Origin of the sequence: Georgenia faecalis (assembly GCF_003710105.1) — a bacterium.
GTDB classification, from domain to species: domain Bacteria; phylum Actinomycetota; class Actinomycetes; order Actinomycetales; family Actinomycetaceae; genus Georgenia_A; species Georgenia_A faecalis.
In genome coordinates this window covers 2,345,281-2,363,784 of the sequence record NZ_CP033325.1, presented here as the reverse complement: position 1 = coordinate 2,363,784, position 18,504 = coordinate 2,345,281, and the positions used below count along the sequence as shown (strand labels likewise).

The 18,504-nt window shown below is 74.6% G+C and carries 15 protein-coding genes; 12 read left to right on the top strand and 3 right to left on the bottom strand.

What is annotated here, in order from left to right:
• The first annotated feature begins 127 nt into the window (after positions 1–127).
• The 6 genes from EBO36_RS10280 to EBO36_RS10255 all read left to right on the top strand — a co-directional run bounded on the left by EBO36_RS10280 (position 128) and on the right by EBO36_RS10255 (position 7,851).
• A complete protein-coding gene (locus EBO36_RS10280) occupies positions 128–1,066 on the top strand; it encodes a bifunctional riboflavin kinase/FAD synthetase (protein ID WP_387967874.1) in 939 nt (312 codons plus the stop codon).
• Between the two features lie 92 nt (positions 1,067–1,158).
• Positions 1,159–1,428 carry a 30S ribosomal protein S15 gene (gene rpsO / locus EBO36_RS10275; protein ID WP_122824536.1) on the top strand — a complete coding sequence of 90 codons (270 nt, stop codon included), beginning with the start codon at positions 1,159–1,161 and terminating at the stop codon, positions 1,426–1,428.
• Positions 1,429–1,643: 215 nt separating this feature from the next.
• Positions 1,644–4,013, top strand: a complete 2,370-nt coding sequence (locus EBO36_RS10270; protein WP_122824535.1) for a polyribonucleotide nucleotidyltransferase — start codon at positions 1,644–1,646, stop codon at positions 4,011–4,013.
• A gap of 1 nt (position 4,014) precedes the next feature.
• The gene (locus EBO36_RS10265) at positions 4,015–5,403 is read left to right on the top strand and encodes a M16 family metallopeptidase (protein ID WP_122825606.1); all 1,389 of its coding nucleotides are present in this window, start codon (positions 4,015–4,017) and stop codon (positions 5,401–5,403) included.
• A 13-nt stretch (positions 5,404–5,416) separates the two neighbouring features.
• Complete coding sequence (gene dapB / locus EBO36_RS10260) at positions 5,417–6,172, top strand: 4-hydroxy-tetrahydrodipicolinate reductase (protein WP_122824534.1); 756 nt, start codon at positions 5,417–5,419, stop codon at positions 6,170–6,172.
• A gap of 23 nt (positions 6,173–6,195) precedes the next feature.
• Positions 6,196–7,851, top strand: a complete 1,656-nt coding sequence (locus tag EBO36_RS10255; RefSeq protein WP_122824533.1) for an ABC-F family ATP-binding cassette domain-containing protein — start codon at positions 6,196–6,198, stop codon at positions 7,849–7,851.
• A 5-nt stretch (positions 7,852–7,856) separates the two neighbouring features.
• On the opposite strand, the gene EBO36_RS10250 is transcribed toward EBO36_RS10255, so the two are convergent.
• Positions 7,857–8,510 carry a GNAT family N-acetyltransferase gene (locus EBO36_RS10250; RefSeq protein ID WP_244925268.1) on the bottom strand — a complete coding sequence of 218 codons (654 nt, stop codon included), beginning with the start codon at positions 8,508–8,510 and terminating at the stop codon, positions 7,857–7,859.
• Positions 8,511–8,612: 102 nt separating this feature from the next.
• On the opposite strand from EBO36_RS10250, the gene dapA reads away from it, so the two are divergent.
• The 3 genes from dapA (at position 8,613) to EBO36_RS10235 (ending at position 13,918) form a co-directional block, all read left to right on the top strand.
• Positions 8,613–9,515: a 4-hydroxy-tetrahydrodipicolinate synthase gene (dapA, locus tag EBO36_RS10245; RefSeq protein WP_122824532.1), complete on the top strand. Its 903-nt coding sequence runs from the start codon at positions 8,613–8,615 to the stop codon at positions 9,513–9,515.
• Positions 9,512–11,197, top strand: a complete 1,686-nt coding sequence (locus tag EBO36_RS10240) for a ribonuclease J (protein ID WP_122824531.1) — start codon at positions 9,512–9,514, stop codon at positions 11,195–11,197. The genes dapA and EBO36_RS10240 overlap by 4 nt, the downstream gene beginning before the upstream one ends.
• A 321-nt stretch (positions 11,198–11,518) precedes the next feature.
• Positions 11,519–13,918, top strand: coding sequence for an FtsK/SpoIIIE family DNA translocase (locus tag EBO36_RS10235; protein WP_244925267.1), 2,400 nt, complete (start codon positions 11,519–11,521; stop codon positions 13,916–13,918).
• Between the two features lie 31 nt (positions 13,919–13,949).
• Here EBO36_RS10235 and EBO36_RS10230 read toward each other — a convergent pair whose 3' ends face one another.
• Positions 13,950–15,248 (bottom strand): FG-GAP-like repeat-containing protein, encoded by a 1,299-nt coding sequence (locus EBO36_RS10230; protein WP_164471433.1) that lies wholly within the window; start codon positions 15,246–15,248, stop codon positions 13,950–13,952.
• Positions 15,249–15,482: 234 nt separating this feature from the next.
• Positions 15,483–16,826 (bottom strand): CapA family protein, encoded by a 1,344-nt coding sequence (locus EBO36_RS10225; protein WP_122824528.1) that lies wholly within the window; start codon positions 16,824–16,826, stop codon positions 15,483–15,485.
• 64 nt (positions 16,827–16,890) lie between these two features.
• Between EBO36_RS10225 and pgsA the strand changes: the two genes are divergently transcribed.
• The 3 genes from pgsA (at position 16,891) to EBO36_RS10210 (ending at position 18,463) form a co-directional block, all read left to right on the top strand.
• Positions 16,891–17,490, top strand: coding sequence for a CDP-diacylglycerol--glycerol-3-phosphate 3-phosphatidyltransferase (gene pgsA / locus EBO36_RS10220; protein WP_244925266.1), 600 nt, complete (start codon positions 16,891–16,893; stop codon positions 17,488–17,490).
• A gap of 8 nt (positions 17,491–17,498) precedes the next feature.
• Positions 17,499–18,014, top strand: a complete 516-nt coding sequence (locus EBO36_RS10215; RefSeq protein ID WP_122824526.1) for a CinA family protein — start codon at positions 17,499–17,501, stop codon at positions 18,012–18,014.
• A gap of 134 nt (positions 18,015–18,148) precedes the next feature.
• Positions 18,149–18,463, top strand: a complete 315-nt coding sequence (locus tag EBO36_RS10210; protein ID WP_164471432.1) for a helix-turn-helix domain-containing protein — start codon at positions 18,149–18,151, stop codon at positions 18,461–18,463.
• Positions 18,464–18,504 lie beyond the last annotated feature (41 nt).

The following is an 18,504-nucleotide window of genomic DNA, read 5'->3' as shown; positions in this document are numbered from 1 at the left end:
GCGGCCGGCGGAGCCGCGGCTCGGCCCCGTGGAGCGGCGGCGGTGCGCCCCGGCGCCGCGGCGAGCCGCCCCCGCCAGGTAGTCTCGGGTGGCTCACCGCGCCCGTCGGTGAGGCGAGGGAGGCATGGTGCAGGTGTGGCGTGGGGTGGGGCAGGTCCCCACCGACCTGGGGCCCACGGCCGTGACCATCGGCAACTTCGACGGCGTCCACCGCGGCCACCAGGCCCTCCTCGGGGCGCTCGTGCGCACGGCCCGGGCCGCCGGCGTGCCGGCCGTCGTCGTGACGTTCGACCCGCACCCCGCCGCGGTCCACCGACCCGGGCAGGCCCCCCCGCTCCTCACGGGCCTCACCGACCGGATCGAGCTCCTCGCCGGATCGGGGGTCGACGCCGTCCTCGTCCTCGACTACACCCTCGACTTCGCGCGGACCTCGCCCGAGGACTTCGTCCTCACCTACCTCGTCGGCGCCCTGCACGCGTGCGCCGTCGTCGTGGGGGAGGACACCCGCTTCGGCTGGGCCAACGCCGGCGACCCCACCACGATGGCCGCCCTCGGGACCCGGCACGGCTTCGCCGTCGAGGTGGTCGCGGACGTCGCCGGCACCGGCGGCGGGCGGCGCTGGTCCTCGAGCTGGGTACGCGAGCTGCTCGACGCCGGCGACGTCGCCGGGGCGGCCGACGTGCTGGGCCGCCCGCACCGCATCCGCGGCGTCGTCGTCCACGGCGAGGCCCGGGGCCGGGAGCTCGGGTACCCCACGGCCAACCTGGGACCGGACGCGAGCGGGGCCGTCCCCGCCGACGGGGTCTACGCCGGCTGGCTGGTCCGCGGCGGCACCGAACGGCTGCCGGCCGCGGTCTCGGTGGGGACGAACCCCACGTTCGACGGCGTCACCCGGGTGGTCGAGGCGTACGTCCTGGGCCGCACGGACCTCGACCTGTACGGCGAGGAGGTCGTCGTCGAGCTTGTCGAGCACCTGCGCCCCATGCTGCGGTTCGACGGCGTCGACGCGCTCGTCGCCCAGATGGCCGACGACGTCGCGGCCGCCGCACGGGTCCTGGGCGTCTGATAACCTGGCTCTCGCCGTCAGACCGGCCGCGGATGTGTCATGCCCGGGTGGACATGCCCCGGAGCTCCGCGCAACGACCCTAGGAGAGAACCGTGCCCCTCGCTGCAGACGTCAAGCAGTCCATCATCACCGAGTACGCCACCCACGAGGGTGACACCGGTTCGCCGGAGGTGCAGATCGCGCTGCTGACCCAGCGGATCCGCGACCTCACGGAGCACCTCAAGACCCACAAGCACGACCACCACAGCCGTCGTGGGCTGCTGCTGCTCGTGGGTCAGCGTCGCCGCCTCCTGGGCTACCTCCAGGACGTCGACATCCAGCGTTACCGGAGCCTCATCGAGCGCCTCGGCCTGCGCCGCTAGTCCGCGAGGAGGCCCGGGCCCTACGGGGTCCGGGCCTCCTGCGCACCGGTCCGCCGCACCGCGGCGACCACATATCTGAACAACACCCCACCGCACCGGCCTTCTCGCCCGGTCCTCGGTAGTGGCCTCCGGACACCCGCACCGCGGACGAGCTCCGTGGGCCTCGATCGAAGGCCGTCGAGCCGCCGGGCGGGCGAACACGAAGGAGGGCACCCATGGAGGGTCCCGAGATCACGTCCGCCGAAGCCGTCATTGACAACGGCCCCTTCGGCACCCGCACCGTCCGCTTCGAGACGGGCCGTCTGGCCCGCCAGGCGGCGGGCGCCGCTGTCGCGTACCTCGACGAGGACACGATGGTCCTGTCGACGACGACGGCGGGCAAGCACCCCAAGGAGCAGTTCGACTTCTTCCCCCTCACGGTGGACGTCGAGGAGCGCCAGTACGCCGCCGGCAAGATCCCCGGCTCGTTCTTCCGCCGCGAGGGCCGCCCCTCGACCGAGGCCATCCTCGCCTGCCGCCTCATCGACCGCCCGCTGCGCCCCTCGTTCGTCAAGGGCCTGCGCAACGAGGTCCAGATCGTCGAGACGGTGCTGAGCATCCACCCCGACGACACCTACGACGTCCTGGCGATCAACGCCGCGTCGATGTCGACCCAGATCTCCGGCCTGCCCTTCTCCGGGCCGATCGGCGGCACCCGCGTCGCCCTCATCGGTGACCAGTGGGTGGCCTTCCCCCGCTACTCCGAGCTCGAGAAGGCCGTCTTCTCGATGGTCGTCGCCGGCCGCCTCGTCACCGACGCCCAGGGCAACCCCGACGTCGCCGTGATGATGGTCGAGGCCGAGGCCACGGACAACGCGTGGACCCTCATCTCCGAGGGCGCGACTGCGCCCACCGAGGAGGTCGTCGCCGCGGGCCTCGAGGCCGCCAAGCCCTTCATCCGGGCGCTGTGCGACGCGCAGTCCGAGCTGGCGGCCACCACCGCCAAGCCGACGCGCGAGTTCCCGCGCTTCCTCGACTACCAGGACGACGTCTACGCGGCGGTCTCCGCCCACGTGGCCGCCGACCTGGCCCAGGCCGTCACCATCGTCGACAAGCAGGAGCGCGAGACGCGCCTCGACGAGATCCGCCTCGGGATGCTCGAGGCGCTGGGCGAGCAGTTCGCCGGTCGCGAGAAGGAGCTCTCCGCCGCCTTCCGCTCGGCGACCAAGGACGTCGTGCGCCGCCGCGTCCTCACCGACGGCGTGCGCATGGACGGTCGCGGCCTGCGCGACATCCGCACCCTCTCGGCCGAGGTCGAGGTCCTCCCGCGGGTCCACGGCTCGGCGCTCTTCGAGCGTGGCGAGACCCAGATCCTCGGCGTGACGACGCTCAACATGCTCCGCATGGAGCAGCAGCTCGACACGCTCTCGCCGGTGACGCGCAAGCGCTACATGCACAACTACAACTTCCCGCCGTACTCGACCGGTGAGACCGGCCGGGTGGGCTCGCCCAAGCGCCGCGAGATCGGCCACGGCGCCCTCGCCGAGCGGGCGATCATGCCCGTCCTGCCCTCGCGCGAGGAGTTCCCCTACGCGATCCGGCAGGTCTCCGAGGCGCTCGGCTCCAACGGGTCGACGTCCATGGGCTCGGTCTGCGCCTCCACGCTGTCCCTGCTCAACGCCGGTGTGCCGCTGCGCGCGCCCGTCGCGGGCATCGCCATGGGCCTCATGAGCGACGAGGTCGACGGGGAGACGCGCTACGCCGCGCTCACCGACATCCTCGGCGCCGAGGACGCCTTCGGCGACATGGACTTCAAGGTCGCCGGCACGCGGGAGTTCGTCACCGCGATCCAGCTCGACACCAAGCTCGACGGCATCCCCTCCTCGGTGCTCATCGGCGCCCTGTCCCAGGCCCGCGACGCGCGCCTGCACATCCTCGACGTCATGAACGAGGCCATCGACGCACCCGACGAGATGGCGCCCACCGCGCCCCGCGTCATCACCGTCAAGGTCCCCGTGGACAAGATCGGCGAGGTCATCGGGCCGAAGGGCAAGATGATCAACCAGATCCAGGAGGACACGGGCGCCGACATCTCCATCGAGGACGACGGCACGGTCTACATCGGCGCGGTCGACGGCCCCTCGGCCGAGGCGGCCCGCCAGGCCGTCAACGCCATCGCCAACCCGCAGATGCCGGAGATCGGTGAGCGCTTCGTCGGCACGGTCGTCAAGACCACCTCCTTCGGTGCGTTCGTCTCCCTGGCCCCGGGCAAGGACGGCCTCCTCCACATCTCGCAGATCCGCCGGCTCGTCGGTGGCAAGCGCGTGGAGAACGTCGAGGACGTCCTCGGCGTCGGCCAGAAGGTCCAGGTCGAGCTCGCCGAGATCGACCCCCGCGGCAAGCTCTCCCTCCACGCCGTCGTCGACGACGAGGAGTCCGCCGCGGCGGACGCCGCGGCCGCCGACGCCCCGGCGGCGGACGCCCCGGCCGGCGACGCCGAGCCCGAGGCGACGACCGACAGCACGAACGGTGACGGGGAGCGTCGCGAGCGCCCCCGCCGCGAGCGTCGTACCCGCACCCGCGAGGGCGCGGGCGGCGACGCCTGACGTGCCGGTCCCGCTGTTCCTCGGCCCTCCCGGGCCGGGCACCGATGTCACGCTCGAGCAGGACGGCAGCGTCACCCGACGCTCCGTCCTGCCGGGCGGCATCCGCGTCCTCACCGAGGCCATGCCCGCTCAGCGGTCGGCCACGGTGGGGGCGTGGGTGGCCGTCGGCTCGCGTGACGAGACCGACGGCCACCACGGCTCCACCCACTTCCTCGAGCACCTGCTCTTCAAGGGCACCCGGCGGCGCAGCGCGCTCGACATCGCCGAGGCGTTCGACGCCGTCGGCGGCGAGGCGAACGCGGCCACGGGCAAGGAGCACACCTGCTACTACGCGCGGGTGCTCGACGCCGACGTGCCCATGGCCGTCGACGTCATCGCCGACATGGTGACCTCCTCCGTCCTCGACGCCGAGGAGTTCGAGACCGAGCGCGGGGTCATCCTCGAGGAGCTGGCGATGGCGGGGGACGACCCCGTCGACGTCGTCCACGAGCAGTTCGCCGCGGCGGTCCTCGACCCCCACCCCCTCGGGCGGCCCATCGGCGGGACGCCCCAGACGATCCGCGCCGTCCCGCGCGACGCGGTCCTCGAGCACTACCGGCGCACCTACACCCCGGACGAGCTCGTCGTCACCGCCTCGGGCGCCGTCGACCACGACGCGCTGTGCGCGCAGGTGGAGCGGGCGGTCAGCGAGGGCGGCTGGAGCCTCGACCCCCAGGCGGTCCCGGCGGGCCGCCGGGGATCCGGCCGACCGGTCGTGCCCGGCTCGGGGGCGGCCGTCGTGCCCGGTGCCGAGCAGCTGCCCGCCGCCGGCCGCGCCATGACCGTGCGCCGCACCACCGAGCAGGCCAACGTCGTGCTCGGCTGCCAGGGCCTCACCGCCTCGGACGACCGTCGCTACGCCCTGTCGGTGCTCATGACGGCGCTCGGCGGCGGGATGAGCTCCCGGCTCTTCCAGGAGATCCGCGAGCGCCGGGGCCTGGCGTACTCCACCTACGCGTTCGCCTCCAACTACGCCGAGGCCGGCGTCGTGGGGCTCTACGCCGGGTGCGCGCCCGGCAAGACCGGCCAGGTAGTCGACCTCCTCACCGCCGAGTGGGAGCGCATCTCCGCCGAGCTCCTGCCCGCCGCCGAGCTCGAGCGGAGCATCGGCCAGCTGTGCGGCGGCCTCGTCCTCGGCCTGGAGGACACCGGGTCGCGGATGTCGCGGCTGGGGCGGGCGGAGATCGTCCACGGCGAGCTCACCACCATCGACGAGGCCCTGGAGCGCACCCGCGCGGTCACCGCCGAGCAGGTCCGGGACCTCGCCGCCGAGCTCGTCGCCCGTCCGCGCTCGCTCGTCGTCGTCGGTCCCTTCGACGACGACGTCGCGGCGCAGGCCCTCGGCCGCTGACTACCCTGACCGCATGAGCGAGAAGATCAGGGTCGCGGTCCTCGGGGCGGACGGCCGGATGGGCACCGCCGTGTGCGAGGCCGTCGCCGGCGCCGCGGACCTGGAGCTGGTGGCCCGGATGGGCCCCGGCGACGACCCGGGGGTCCTCACGCCCGCCGACGCCGACGTGGCCGTCGACTTCACCACCCCGGCGGCCACCGAGGCCAACGTCCACGCCCTCCTCGACGCCGGCCTCGACGTCGTCGTCGGCACCTCCGGCTGGACGGCGGACGCCGTCGAGCGGGTGCGCGCGCACGTCGAGGCGCGCCCGCTGGCCCAGGGGGTGCTCATCGCCCCGAACTTCGCGCTGTCGGCGGTGCTCACCATGCGCTTCGCCCGGCAGGCGGCGGCGTACTTCGAGTCCGCAGAGATCATCGAGCTCCACCACCCGGACAAGGCCGACGCCCCCTCCGGCACGGCGACGGCCACGGCCCAGGCCATGGGGGCGGCCCGCGCCGCCGCGGGCCTGGACGCCATGCCCGACGCCACCACGACGGCCCTCGACGGGGCACGCGGGGCCGACGTCGCCGGGGTGCCGGTGCACTCCGTCCGGCTGCGCGGTCTGGTCGCCCACCAGGAGGTGCTCCTGGGCAACCCCGGCGAGCAGCTGACCATCCGCACGGACAGCTTCGACCGCGCCAGCTTCATGCCCGGCGTCCTCCTCGCGGTGCGTCGGATCGGCTCCCGCCCCGGGCTCACCGTCGGCCTCGAGGCGCTGCTCGACCTCTGAGCGGCGCGTCGTACGCTCGGAGCATGCCCGCAACGCTCCATGTGACGGGGTTCGGTGCCGCCCACGGCGCGCGCCGCCTCTTCTCCGACCTGACGCTCACCATCGCCCCCGGGGACGTGTGGGGGCTCGTCGGCGCCAACGGCGCGGGCAAGTCGACCCTGCTCACGGCGCTCGCCGGGCAGCCCGCCCACGCCGAGCTCACCGGCCGCACCACCCTCGCCCCGCCGCAGGCGAGCATCGGCTACCTCGCCCAGGAACCGGAGCGCCGCCCGGGGGAGACGGTCCTCGCGCTGCTGCGCCGGCGCACGGGGGTGGCGGAGGCGACCGACCGCATGGAGGCCGCGGCGCACGCCATGGCCGCCCGCCCCGAGGACAGCGCGGTGGGGGAGGCCTACGCCGACGCGCTCGAGCGGTGGCTCGCCCTCGGCGGCGCCGACCTCGACGAGCGCGCCGAGGCGGCCGCGGCCGACGTCGGGCTCACCGTCCCGCTCGACGCCGCCACCACGACCCTGTCCGGCGGGGAGGCGGCCCGGGCGGGCCTCGCGGCCCTCGTGCTCTCCCGCTACGACATCCTCCTGCTCGACGAGCCGACCAACGACCTCGACCTGGCGGGCCTCGACCGGCTCGAGCGGTTCGTGGCCCAGACGCGCGCCCCGATGGTCGTCGTCAGCCACGACCGGGAGTTCCTCGCCCGCACCGTCACCGGCATCGTCGAGCTCGACCTCGCCCAGCAGCAGGTGCGGGTGTACGACGGCGGATACGAGGCCTACCTCGCCGAGCGCGAGCTCGCGCGGTCGCGGGCCCGGGCGGACTACGAGCAGTACGCCGACCGGCTGGGCAGCCTCAAGGACCGCGTCCAGACCCAGAAGACGTGGACCGAGAAGGGGGTGCGCACGGCCCGGAAGAAGTCCAACGAGCCGGACAAGCACATCAAGGCCCGGGCGCTGGCCCGCACGGAGAAGCAGGCCGCCAAGGTGAGCCAGTCCGAGCGCGCCATCGACCGGCTCGAGAAGGAACGCGTGGAGGAGCCCCGCAAGGAGTGGGAGCTGCGGATGTCGATCGCCCAGGCGCCCCGGTCGGGGTCGGTCGTCGCGGTCCTCGACGGCGCCGTCGTGCGCCGTGGCGCGTTCACGCTGGGCCCCGTCACCACCCAGGTGGGCTATGGGGACCGGGTGGTCATCACCGGGGCGAACGGGTCCGGCAAGTCCACGCTGCTCGCCCTCCTGCTCGAGCGGCTCTCCCCCGACGAGGGCCGGGCCGCGCTCGGCGCCGGCGTCGCCGTGGGGGAGGTCGACCAGGCCCGGGCGGCGTTCGACGCCCCCGAGGCGCTCGCGGCGACGTTCGGCCGGCTCCTGCCCGACTGGCCCGAGGAGGAGGTGCGCACCCTCCTGGCGAAGTTCGGGCTCGGCGGCGAGCACGCGGTGCGCCCGGCGCAGTCCCTGTCCCCGGGCGAGCGCACCCGGGCCGCGCTGGCCCTGCTGCAGGCGCGGGGGGTCAACCTGCTCGTCCTCGACGAGCCGACCAACCACCTCGACCTGCCGGCCATCGTCCAGCTCGAGCAGGCGATCGAGACCTTCCCGGGCACGGTGCTGCTCGTCACCCACGACCGCCGGATGCTGGCCGGGGTGCGCGCCACCCGGCGCTGGTCGATGGCGGCGGGTCGGCTCACCGAGGAGTGAGCGCCCTAGAGGAGCGCGTACCAGCAGGTCTCGACGACGGCGCCGCCGGGCACGTCCAGCGTGCGGCGGATCCCGGCGGGGGCGAACCCGGCGGACGTGAGGAACCGGGTGCGGACCTCGTCGTCCTGCGCGGCCCACAGCTGCAGGGCCTGCGCGCCGGAGTCCCGGGCCAGGTCGGCGCAGGCGGCGAGCAGCCGGGAGCCGTGCCCCTCGCGGGTGTGGGCGGGGTCCACCTCGAGGGCGAGGATCTCGGCGCGGGGACCGGCGGGCCCAGCGCCCTCGGCGGTGCCGCCCGCCACCTCGGCCGGGGCCAGGGCGGCGAAGCCGACGACGTCGATGCCGGCGCAGGCCGACAGGACGTGGTGCGCGCGAGTCGGGGGGCTGGTGATGGCGCCCGCCCAGCTCTGGCTGATCGCCGCGGGGTCGAGGGCGTCGAGGGCCCCGGCGGCCGCGGCGAACGTCGCCCGCCAGGCGCGCAGCTGGAGCGCCGCGAGCAGCGGGGCGTCCTCGGCCACGGCGGGCCGCACGGACACGTCCGCGCCGTGCCCGTGGCCCGCGTGCGGGTCCGCGCCCTGACCGGCGTCGGGGTGGTCCGCGGGCACCGCCCCGGAGAGCAGCGAACCGAGGAGGTCGGGGGCGGGATCGCCGGGCGTCGTCACGCCTCCCAGGCTAACGCGGGGAGGACCGGCCGCCCTGCCGCGGGCGGCCGGAGGACGGACCCGGCGGGAGCGCGGTGGGGTCCGGGCGGTACCGTCGTACCCATGAGTGCATCGCCGGTCCCGTCCCGGACCTTCGGCTCGGTCGTCACCGCGATGGTCACCCCGTTCCACGCGGACGGCTCGCTCGACCTCGGCACGGCGCAGGCCCTGGCCGTGCACCTCGTCGACTCGGGCTGCGACGGCCTGGTCGTCAACGGCACGACGGGGGAGTCCCCGACCACCCACCAGCCGGAGAAGGACGCGCTGCTGCGCGCGGTCCTCGAGGCGGTGGGGGACCGGGCCATGGTGATCGCCGGGGCCGGGTCCAACGACACGGCCCACGCCGTGCGGATGGCCCAGGCCGCCCAGCGCAGCGGTGCCCACGGGCTCCTCGTCGTCAGCCCGTACTACAACCGGCCCTCCCAGGAGGGCGTGTGCGCGCACATCGAGGCGGTCACCGACGCCGCCGACCTGCCCGTGATGCTCTACGACATCCCCGGGCGCACCGGCGTCGCCATCGGCGACGCGGCGCTCGACCGGCTCGCCCAGCACCCCCGGATCATCGCCGTCAAGGACGCCACCGGCGACGTGCCCGCAGGGTTCGAGCGGATGGCCCGCACCGGCCTGGAGTTCTACTCCGGTGACGACGGCCTCAACTTCGCCTGGCTCGCCCACGGCGCCTCCGGCGTCGTCAGCGTGGTCGCGCACGTCGCGGCCGACGCGTACGCCCGCATGGTCGCCGCGGTCGACGCCGGTGACCTCGTCGGTGCCCGTGCCGTCGCCAACCGGATGCGCCCCGTCGTCGCCGCCCTCATGGGTGGCGGCCAGGGGGCCGTCATGTCCAAGGAGGCGCTGCACCTGCAGGGCCTCCTGCCCAGCCCCGCCGTGCGGCTGCCCCTCGTGGGCGCCCCGGACCAGCACATCGCGGCACTGAGAGACGTGCTGCACGAGGAAGGACTCCTGTGAGCCACCCCCATCCCGAGCTCTCCGCCCCCGGACCGCTGCCCGCCGGCGCGCTCCGCATCGTCGCCCTCGGCGGCCTCGGCGAGGTCGGTCGCAACATGGCCGTGCTCGAGCACGCCGGCCGGCTGCTCGTCATCGACTGCGGCGTCCTCTTCCCCGAGGACAACCAGCCCGGCGTCGACCTCATCCTCCCGGACTTCGACTACATCAAGGACCGGCTCGACGACATCGAGGCGATCGTCCTCACGCACGGCCACGAGGACCACATCGGCGCCGTGCCCTACCTCCTGCGCCTGCGCGCCGACATCCCGCTCATCGGCTCCCAGCTCACCCTCGCCTTCATCGAGGCCAAGCTCAAGGAGCACCGGATCACCCCGGTGACCCTGGCGGTCAAGGAGGGTCAGGTCGAGCAGCTCGGGCCGTTCGGCCTCGAGTTCGTCGCCGTCAACCACTCGATCCCCGACGCGCTGGCCGTCATGGTCCGCACCGCGGCCGGGAACGTCCTGCACACCGGCGACTTCAAGATGGACCAGCTGCCGATGGACGGGCGGATCACCGACCTGCGGGCCTTCGGCCGGCTCGGCGAGGAGGGCGTGGACCTCTTCATGGTGGACTCCACCAACGCCGAGGTCCCCGGGTTCACCACGTCGGAGCGGGAGATCGGACCGGTCCTCGACGCCGTCTTCGCCGGCGCGGACAAGAAGATCGTCGTGGCGTCCTTCGCCTCGCACGTGCACCGCGTCCAGCAGGTCCTCGACGCGGCCTACGTCCACGGCCGCAAGGTCGCCCTCGTCGGGCGGTCCATGGTGCGCAACATGGGCATCGCGGCCGAGCTGGGCTACCTGCGCGTGCCCGACGGCGTCCTCATCGACGTCAAGGCCGTCGACCAGCTGCCCGACGACCAGCTCGTCCTCATGGCCACCGGCTCGCAGGGCGAGCCGATGGCGGCGCTGAGCCGGATCGCCAACCAGGACCACCGCGTCGCCGTGGGCCCGGGGGACACCGTGATCTTCGCGTCCTCCCTCATCCCGGGCAACGAGAACTCGGTCTACCGGGTCATCAACGGACTCACCCGGCTCGGCGCCAAGGTGGTCCACCAGGGCAACGCGCGCGTCCACGTCTCCGGCCACGCCAGCGCCGGCGAGCTCCTCTACTGCTACAACATCGTCCGCCCGCGCAACGTCATGCCGGTGCACGGCGAGATCCGCCACCTCGTCGCCAACGGGGCGCTCGCGGTGAAGACCGGCGTCCCGCCGGAGCGGGTGGTGCTCGCCGAGGACGGCGTCGTCGTCGACCTCATCGACGGCAAGGCCCGGATCGCCGGCGCCGTGCCCAGCGGCTACGTCTACGTGGACGGCGCCAGCGTCGGGGAGATCACCGACGCCGAGCTCAAGGACCGCCGGATCCTCGGCGAGGAGGGCTTCATCTCCATCTTCGCCGTCGTCGACACCTCCACCGGCACGATCGTCACGGGGCCGCACATCCAGGCCCGGGGCATGGCGGAGGCCGACAGCGTCTTCGACGGGATCCTCCCGCAGCTGAGCAAGGAGCTCACCAGCGCGGCGCGGAGCGGCAACTCCGACGCGCACCAGCTGCAGCAGGTGATGCGCCGCGTCGTCGGGCGCTGGGTGTCCAGCCGGCTCCGCCGCCGCCCGATGATCATCCCGGTGGTCGTCGAGGCGTAGCCCGCCCGGCGCCACGCCGCGGTGGCGGGGTCGCCACGCCTCGGGCGTGGGCCACGTCACCGCCGCCCCCGCCCCGGCCTGTCGCGCCGGGGCGGGGGCGCGCCCGCCCGGTACGGTGGGCGGATTATGGCGACTCGTACGTCCTCCCCGTCCACCGCGCGCTCCTCCGGCGCCCGCGGCGGCTCGGCCCGTGGCGGCTCCTCCCGTGCCGGCTCCTCCCGTGGCGGCTCGGGCCGTGCCGGCTCCTCCCGCGGTAGTTCCTCGCGCGCACCGGAGCCGGAGCGCCGCGCCTGGCCCGCCCGGCTGGGCCGTGGCCTGTGGATGGGCTCCGCGCACGTCGTCGGCGGCACGGCCCGCCGCGTCGGGTCCGGCGCCCGTGACCTCGACCCGGCGCTGCGCCGCGACGGCGTCGCCTTCCTCCTGCTCGGGCTGGCGATCGTCGTCGCCGCCCGCGAGTGGTTCGGCCTGTCCGGCGTCGCGGGGGACGCCATCCACGCCGTCGTCGCCGGCGGCATCGGCGTCCTCGGCGCCCTCGTACCCGTCATCGGCGTGGTCATGGCCGTGCGGCTCATGCGCCACCCGGAGCGATCGAGCGACCACGGCCGGGAGAGCATCGGCCTCGCGCTCATCGCCACGGCGGTGGCCGGCATCATCCACGTCGCCCAGGGCACCCCGAGCCCCAAGGTGAACTTCGCCGGGGTCCAGGCCGCCGGCGGGGTCGTGGGCTGGCTGGTCGGCACCCCGCTGACGGTGCTGCTCAGCTCATGGGTGTCGATCCCGCTGCTCGTCCTCCTCGGGGTGTTCGGGCTGCTCGTCCTCACCGCGACCCCCGTCGCGGCGATCCCGCGCCGCCTGCGCGAGGCGGGCGCCCGCCTCCGCGGCGGCGAGGTGGTCGAGGAGGTCCATCCCGCCCAGGCGGCCGACGGCACCCCCCGGCCGCGCCCGCCGCGCCCGCGGCGCCGGTCGGCCGGCGACGAGGCCTACGCCCGCGCCCACGAGACCGACCCCCCGGCGGAGACCGAGGACGAGGACCGCACCACCGTCCTGCCCATGGCGGCGACGGCCGCGGATGAGGAGGACGAGGCGGGTACGGCGGAGCTCCTCCCGCCGCCGACCACCCCCCTGCCGGCCCGGGCCGAGCAGCTCGAGCTCGCCCCGGACATCGTCTACCAGCTGCCCGGCGACACCGTGCTCGTCAAGGGCGCGCCCCACAAGGTGCGCTCCGCAGCGAACGACCGGGTGGTCGAGGCCCTCACCAACGTCTTCGACCAGTTCGAGATCAACGCCCAGGTCACCGGCTTCAGCCGCGGGCCCACGGTGACCCGGTACGAGGTCGAGCTGGGCTCGGGGACCAAGGTCGAGCGGGTCACCGCGCTGAGCAAGAACATCGCCTACGCCGTCGCCAGCGCGGACGTGCGCATCCTCTCGCCGATCCCCGGCAAGTCGGCGATCGGCATCGAGATCCCCAACGCCGACCGCGAGACGGTCTCCCTCGGTGACGTGCTGCGGTCCTCGGCCGCGCGGCGCAGCGAGCACCCCATGGTCATCGGCGTCGGCAAGGACGTCGAGGGCGGGTACGTCGTCGCGAACCTCGCGAAGATGCCGCACCTGCTCGTCGCCGGCGCCACGGGCGCCGGCAAGTCGAGCTTCATCAACTCGATGATCACCTCGATCATGATGCGCGCCACGCCCGAGGAGGTGCGCATGGTGCTCGTCGACCCCAAGCGGGTCGAGCTGACGATCTACGAGGGCATCCCGCACCTCATCACCCCGATCATCACGAGCCCCAAGAAGGCCGCCGAGGCGCTGGAGTGGGTCGTGCGGGAGATGGACGCCCGCTACGACGACCTCGCCGCGTTCGGGTTCAAGCACATCGACGACTTCAACGCCGGCGTCCGGTCGGGCCGGGTCCAGCCGCTCCCGGGGAGCGAGCGCGTCATCGCGCCCTACCCCTACCTCCTCGTCGTCGTCGACGAGCTCGCCGACCTCATGATGGTCGCCCCGCGCGACGTCGAGTCGTCGGTCCAGCGGATCACCCAGCTCGCCCGCGCGGCGGGTATCCACCTCATCCTCGCCACGCAGCGCCCGAGCGTCGACGTCGTCACGGGCCTCATCAAGGCGAACGTGCCGTCCCGGCTCGCGTTCGCCACGTCCTCCCTCGCCGACTCCCGGGTGGTCCTCGACCAGCCGGGCGCCGAGAAGCTCATCGGCCAGGGCGACGCCCTGTTCCTGCCCATGGGCGCCGCCAAGGCGATGCGCGTCCAGGGCGCGTGGGTGACCGAGTCCGAGATCCACGCCGTCGTCGACCACGTGAAGTCGCAGATGCAGCCCAGCTACCGCGACGACGTCGCCGTCGTGGCGACGAAGAAGCAGGTCGACGAGGACATCGGCGACGACCTCGACCTGCTGCTCCAGGCGGCCGAGCTGGTGGTCTCCACCCAGTTCGGCTCGACGTCGATGCTCCAGCGCAAGCTGCGGGTGGGCTTCGCCAAGGCGGGCCGGCTCATGGACCTCCTCGAGTCCCGTGAGATCGTCGGCCCGTCCGAGGGGTCGAAGGCGCGCGAGGTCCTCATCCAGCCCGACGACCTCCCGTCCTGCCTTGCCATGCTCCGCGGCGAGCCGGTGGTCGAGGACGACGGCGACGGCCCGCCGGTCGCCGTGGACTACGGCGACGACGACGAGACCGGCGACGAGGACGCCTGGAGCCTCACCAACCGCTGAGCGGCGGCGCGGCTCGCGTGAGGCGTGGGGCTCAGCGCCCGCCGAGCACGGTGACCGCGTACGGCCCGCCGGAGCCCATGGTGTAGCCGTGCCCCACGTGCGTGTAGTTGGGGCTGACCATCCACGGGTAGTGGTCGGGGGAGGCCACCCACCAGTTGTGCATGTAGGTGAGGATCGCGTCGGTCGTCATGGAGCGGCCGCCCGTGTTGCGGACGATGAGCTCGCTCTTGTAGGCCCAGCCGGCGGCGGTCATCTCCGTCCGGAAGTTGGGGCTGTGGACGAGGACCCGGGTCTGCGCCATGTGGTCGGCCCACGCCTGGGCGCGGGCGTCGAGCTCGTCGCTGCGGGTGAGGGCGGCGAGGCCGCGGCTGGCGCGCAGGGTGTTGAGGCTGGAGAAGAGGCGGCCGCGCTCGTAGGCGTACCGCGCGTCCTTGGCGGGCGCCCGCCAGCCGGTGCCGAGGGCGACCCGGGCGGTGAAGGAGCCACGGCCGGTCCCGGGGTAGACGTAGGCCTGGCCGGTGGAGGCGTGGATGGCGAAGACGTCGGTCTGGCCGTCACCGGTGAGGTCGCCGACCGAGGAGACCTGCGTGTAGGGCACCCAGCCGTTGCCCACCTGCACGCGCGAGCGCATCCGCCCGGCGCCGGTGCCGTAGTAGGCGAAGAGGCGGCCGTCGCCGTCGCGGGCGAGGAGGTCGGCGCGCCCGTCGCCGTTGAGGTCCCCGCCGTCGAAGACGTCGGTGTAGACCTGCCACCCGTGGCCGATCTGCGTGCGCGCCGTGAGACGCCCGGCGTCGTTGCCCGGGTAGAGGTAGAGCTCGCCGCCCGGCGCCGTGGCGAGGACGTCGGCGATGCCGTCGCCGCTGAAGTCCCCGGGCGAGAAGACGTTCGTCATGTCCTGCCAGCCGTGGCCGATCTGGACGCGGCCGGCGAAGGTGCCGCCGCGGCCGGCGTAGAAGTAGAGCTGGCCCTGGGGGGCGACGGCGAGGAGGTCGGCGACGCCGTCGCCGTTGAAGTCCCCGGGCCGGACGGGGGTGTAGCCCGTCCACCCGTTCCCGACGAGCGTGCTGCGGGCGACGCCGGTGCTCGCCGTTCCGGCGTACACGCCGAGCTGCCCGGAGGGGCTCACCGTGAGGACGTCCGTGCGGCCGTCGCCGGTGTAGTCGCGGCTGGCCAGGGCGGTGGCCGCCTGGGCGCTCGTCGGGACGAGGAGCGCACCGAGGAGGGTCATCGCGAGGACGACGGCGAAGGCCGGGCGGAGGCGGTCCGGGCGGACGCGGGCCGGGTGAACGCCGACGGGGCGGACGTTGCGGGGCGGGGCGTGGCGGGGCATCAGGCACCTCGATCGATCGGGACGTCGCCTGCCGGAGGGGGAGCGGCGACGATGGCGCAGGTCCTCAGCGACGAGGACGCGGGCCGCGTGGGCCGAGCAGCGCGGGACCGCTACGACCGCCCACGACGTCGAGGGTAATGCAGGTCTCAGGGCATGTCGTGCCAGATTCGGAGACATATGTATTGAAAAGCGGGCGTCAGGTAGACGCCGAGCGCTCACGGGCAGCGGTGGGGATCAGCCCGCGCGCGGCACCACGAGCGGCGCCGGCCCGGTGGGGACCGGCGGGGCCGTCCGCTCGGGGGCGTCGGTCCCGACGACGTCGAGCACGCCCCGGTACCGGTCGGTCAGCTGGTCCGCACCCAGGGTGAGGAGCTCCGGGCGCGCCCCGGCGAGCAGGTCCGCCAGGACGTAGAGGCGCTGCGCGCCGACCCGGTCCACCGTGACCGCCGTCCACTCCACGGCGTCCACCCGGGCCGGCCCGTCGGCCGGCTTGACGACGGTCGCCGTCGCGAGCAGGCCCGTCGCCGTCTGCGGCACGCAGCACCGCTCGTCCTGGTTCGAGATGAGGTTGCCGAGGCCGTAGGCGACCCACATCCCCCGCCCGCCGGGGCCGCCCTCCAGCCGGGCGACCGGCTGCGGCACGTGGGCGTGGTGGCCGAGGACGAGGTCCACCTCGCCGGACGCGGCGAGCGCCTCGGCGATCTCCACCTGCTGCGGCGCAGGCTGGCCCTGGTACTCGCTGCAGCAGTGCACGGAGACGATGACGAGGTCCGCACCGTCCGCGCGTGCGGCCGCCGCGCGGGCGACGAGGCCGTCGACGTCGATGAGGGTGACGGCCCAGGGGGCCGCGGCCGGCACGGGGATCCCGTTGGTGCCGTACGTCGCCCCGAGGTGGGCGACGGTGACCGTCTGGCCCGCGCGATCGAGGCGGTAGAGCTGCGGGCGGTCGGCCTCGGCCGGCGTGCGGGCGGTGCCCACGTGCCCGAGCCCGGCGGCGTCGAGGGCGTCGAGGGTGTGCACCAGGCCCGGGAGGCCGCGGTCGAGGCTGTGGTTGGTGCTCGTGGAGCACCCGTCCCAGCCGAGCCGCGCCAGGTCGGCGACGAGCTCCGTGGGCGCCCCGAACATCGGGTACCCGCTGGGCTGCGTCCCGGGCGGGGCGAGCGGCACCTCGAGGTTGCACAGGGCCAGGTCCGCCCCGCGGGTGAACGGGGCGACGGGCTCCATGAGGGGCACGAAGTCGTAGCCGTCACCGGTCGCGGCGGTGCGGATCACCGTGGCGTGCGGCAGCACGTCCCCGCCCCCGAGGACGGTGAAGACCGCCGGCGTGGGGGGCGACGGCGTGGCGCTCGGCGAGGGCGCTGCCGGCGAGGGCGCTGCCGGCGACGGCGCTGCCGGCGACGGGTCGGGGGAGCTGGGCGCGCTGGGCGCGCTGGTGGCGCCGGGGCTCGTGGCGGGCAGCGGCGTCTCCGCCTCGAGCCACGGGCGCCACGCGAGGACGGCGAGGACCACGGCGGCGAGGAGGACGCCGAGGACCGGGGCCAGCACGCGTCGTCGCGCCGGCAGCGCGTGGCGTGCCATGGGCCACACCGTAGCGGTGCCCGTGCGGGCGACCGTGCAGGCGCGAGGACCCTACGCTGGGCTCGTGCCCCCCGAAGCTGCCCCGGCCGCCCCGGCGCCCGTCTGGAACCTCGCGAACATCATCACGATGGCCCGCGTGGCCCTGGTGCCGGTCTTTGCCGTCCTCATGCTCGCCGACTCCGTGCCCGCGCGGTTCGCCGCCGCCGGGGTCTTCCTCCTCGCGGCCGCGACCGACAAGCTCGACGGTCACATCGCGCGCAGCCGGGGGCTGGTGACGACGTTCGGCAAGGTGGCGGACCCCATCGCGGACAAGGCGCTCGTGCTCACGGCGCTCGTCCTGCTCTCCGCGCAGGGCGACCTGGCCTGGTGGATCACGGTCGTCGTCATCGTCCGGGAGCTCGGCATCACGGCGCTGCGGTTCCTCATGATCCGGCGCTCGGTGATCGCCGCGTCGCAGGGGGGCAAGATCAAGACGGTGCTCCAGGTGGTCTTCATCGTCGGCCTGCTCGTCCCGTGGGACGCGTTCCTGCCGGCCGCGGCCGCCGGCGTCATGGGTGTCCTCACCACGGTCGCCCTCGTGCTCGCGCTCGCCGTCACCGTCCTCACCGGCCTCGACTACGTCGTGCGCGCCTGGCGGCTCGCGCGCGTCCCCGCCGGGCACTGACGCCGCGCATGGCCCCGCCGCGCCCGGTCACCGAGCGGGTGCTCGCGGCGCTCGCGGCCCGCGGCGGCACCCTCGCCCTCGCCGAGTCGCTCACCGGCGGGGACGTCACCGCGCGCCTCGTCGCGGTCCCCGGCGCCTCGGCCGTGCTGCGCGGCGGGGTGGTCCCCTACGCCACGGACCTCAAGGCGGAGCTCCTCGGCGTCGACGCGGACCTGCTCGCCGCGGCCGGGCCGGTGGACGCCCGGGTGGCGGCGCAGATGGCCCAGGGCGCCGCCCGCCGCCTGGGGGCCGACCACGCCGTCGCGACCACGGGGGTGGCCGGGCCCGGCCCGGCCGACGGCGCCGCGGCGGGCACGGTCTACGTCGCCGCCTGTGCGCCCGGGGTGGTCCGGGTGCGCCGGCTCGCCCTCGCCGGGACCCGCCCGCTGGTGCGTCGCGCGAGCGGGGACGCCGCGCTGGCGCTGCTCGCCGGCCTCCTCGCCGACGGGGAACATCTGCGCGTACCGGGGCGTTCTCGTCAGTGATGACCACACACCAGATCACCAGTCGCACTCCTGCGCGACCTCTGGGACGCCCCGACGGGCGTCCCCGCCCGCGCGCAACGACACCAGCGGGGTACGGTAGGCCACAACCAGCGGCGCGAGAGGAGGAACGTCCCATGGTGCTGCTCCGGCGCGAGATCGGCGACGTCCTCCGTGGTGCCCGCCAGCGGCAGGGCCGGACCCTGCGCGAGGTGTCGTCCTCCGCGCGCGTCTCCCTCGGTTACCTCAGCGAGGTCGAGCGAGGCCAGAAGGAGGCCTCCTCCGAGCTCCTCGCCTCGATCTGCACCGCGCTCGACGTTCCGATGTCGGTCGTCCTGCGCCAGGTGAGCGACCGCGTCGCCCTCGCCGAGGGCGTCCACGTCCCCGACACGGTGCCGGACGAGTTCACGCACGCCGTCCGGCGCAAGTCCGGCCTCGTCGGCGTCGCCTGACCCGCCCCTCCCAGCACGACACCTCGTCCCGTACCCCCGCG

Coding starts and splice junctions, on each gene's coding strand:
- EBO36_RS10270 (WP_122824535.1), top strand. CDS start 1,644: ATGGAGGGTCCCGAGATCACGTCCGCCGAAGCCGTCATTGACAACGGC.
- dapB (WP_122824534.1), top strand. CDS start 5,417: ATGAGCGAGAAGATCAGGGTCGCGGTCCTCGGGGCGGACGGCCGGATG.
- EBO36_RS10255 (WP_122824533.1), top strand. CDS start 6,196: ATGCCCGCAACGCTCCATGTGACGGGGTTCGGTGCCGCCCACGGCGCG.
- dapA (WP_122824532.1), top strand. CDS start 8,613: ATGAGTGCATCGCCGGTCCCGTCCCGGACCTTCGGCTCGGTCGTCACC.
- EBO36_RS10235 (WP_244925267.1), top strand. CDS start 11,519: ATGGGCTCCGCGCACGTCGTCGGCGGCACGGCCCGCCGCGTCGGGTCC.
- EBO36_RS10230 (WP_164471433.1), bottom strand. CDS start 15,248: ATGCCCCGCCACGCCCCGCCCCGCAACGTCCGCCCCGTCGGCGTTCAC.
- EBO36_RS10225 (WP_122824528.1), bottom strand. CDS start 16,826: ATGGCACGCCACGCGCTGCCGGCGCGACGACGCGTGCTGGCCCCGGTC.
- EBO36_RS10215 (WP_122824526.1), top strand. CDS start 17,499: ATGGCCCCGCCGCGCCCGGTCACCGAGCGGGTGCTCGCGGCGCTCGCG.
- EBO36_RS10210 (WP_164471432.1), top strand. CDS start 18,149: ATGGTGCTGCTCCGGCGCGAGATCGGCGACGTCCTCCGTGGTGCCCGC.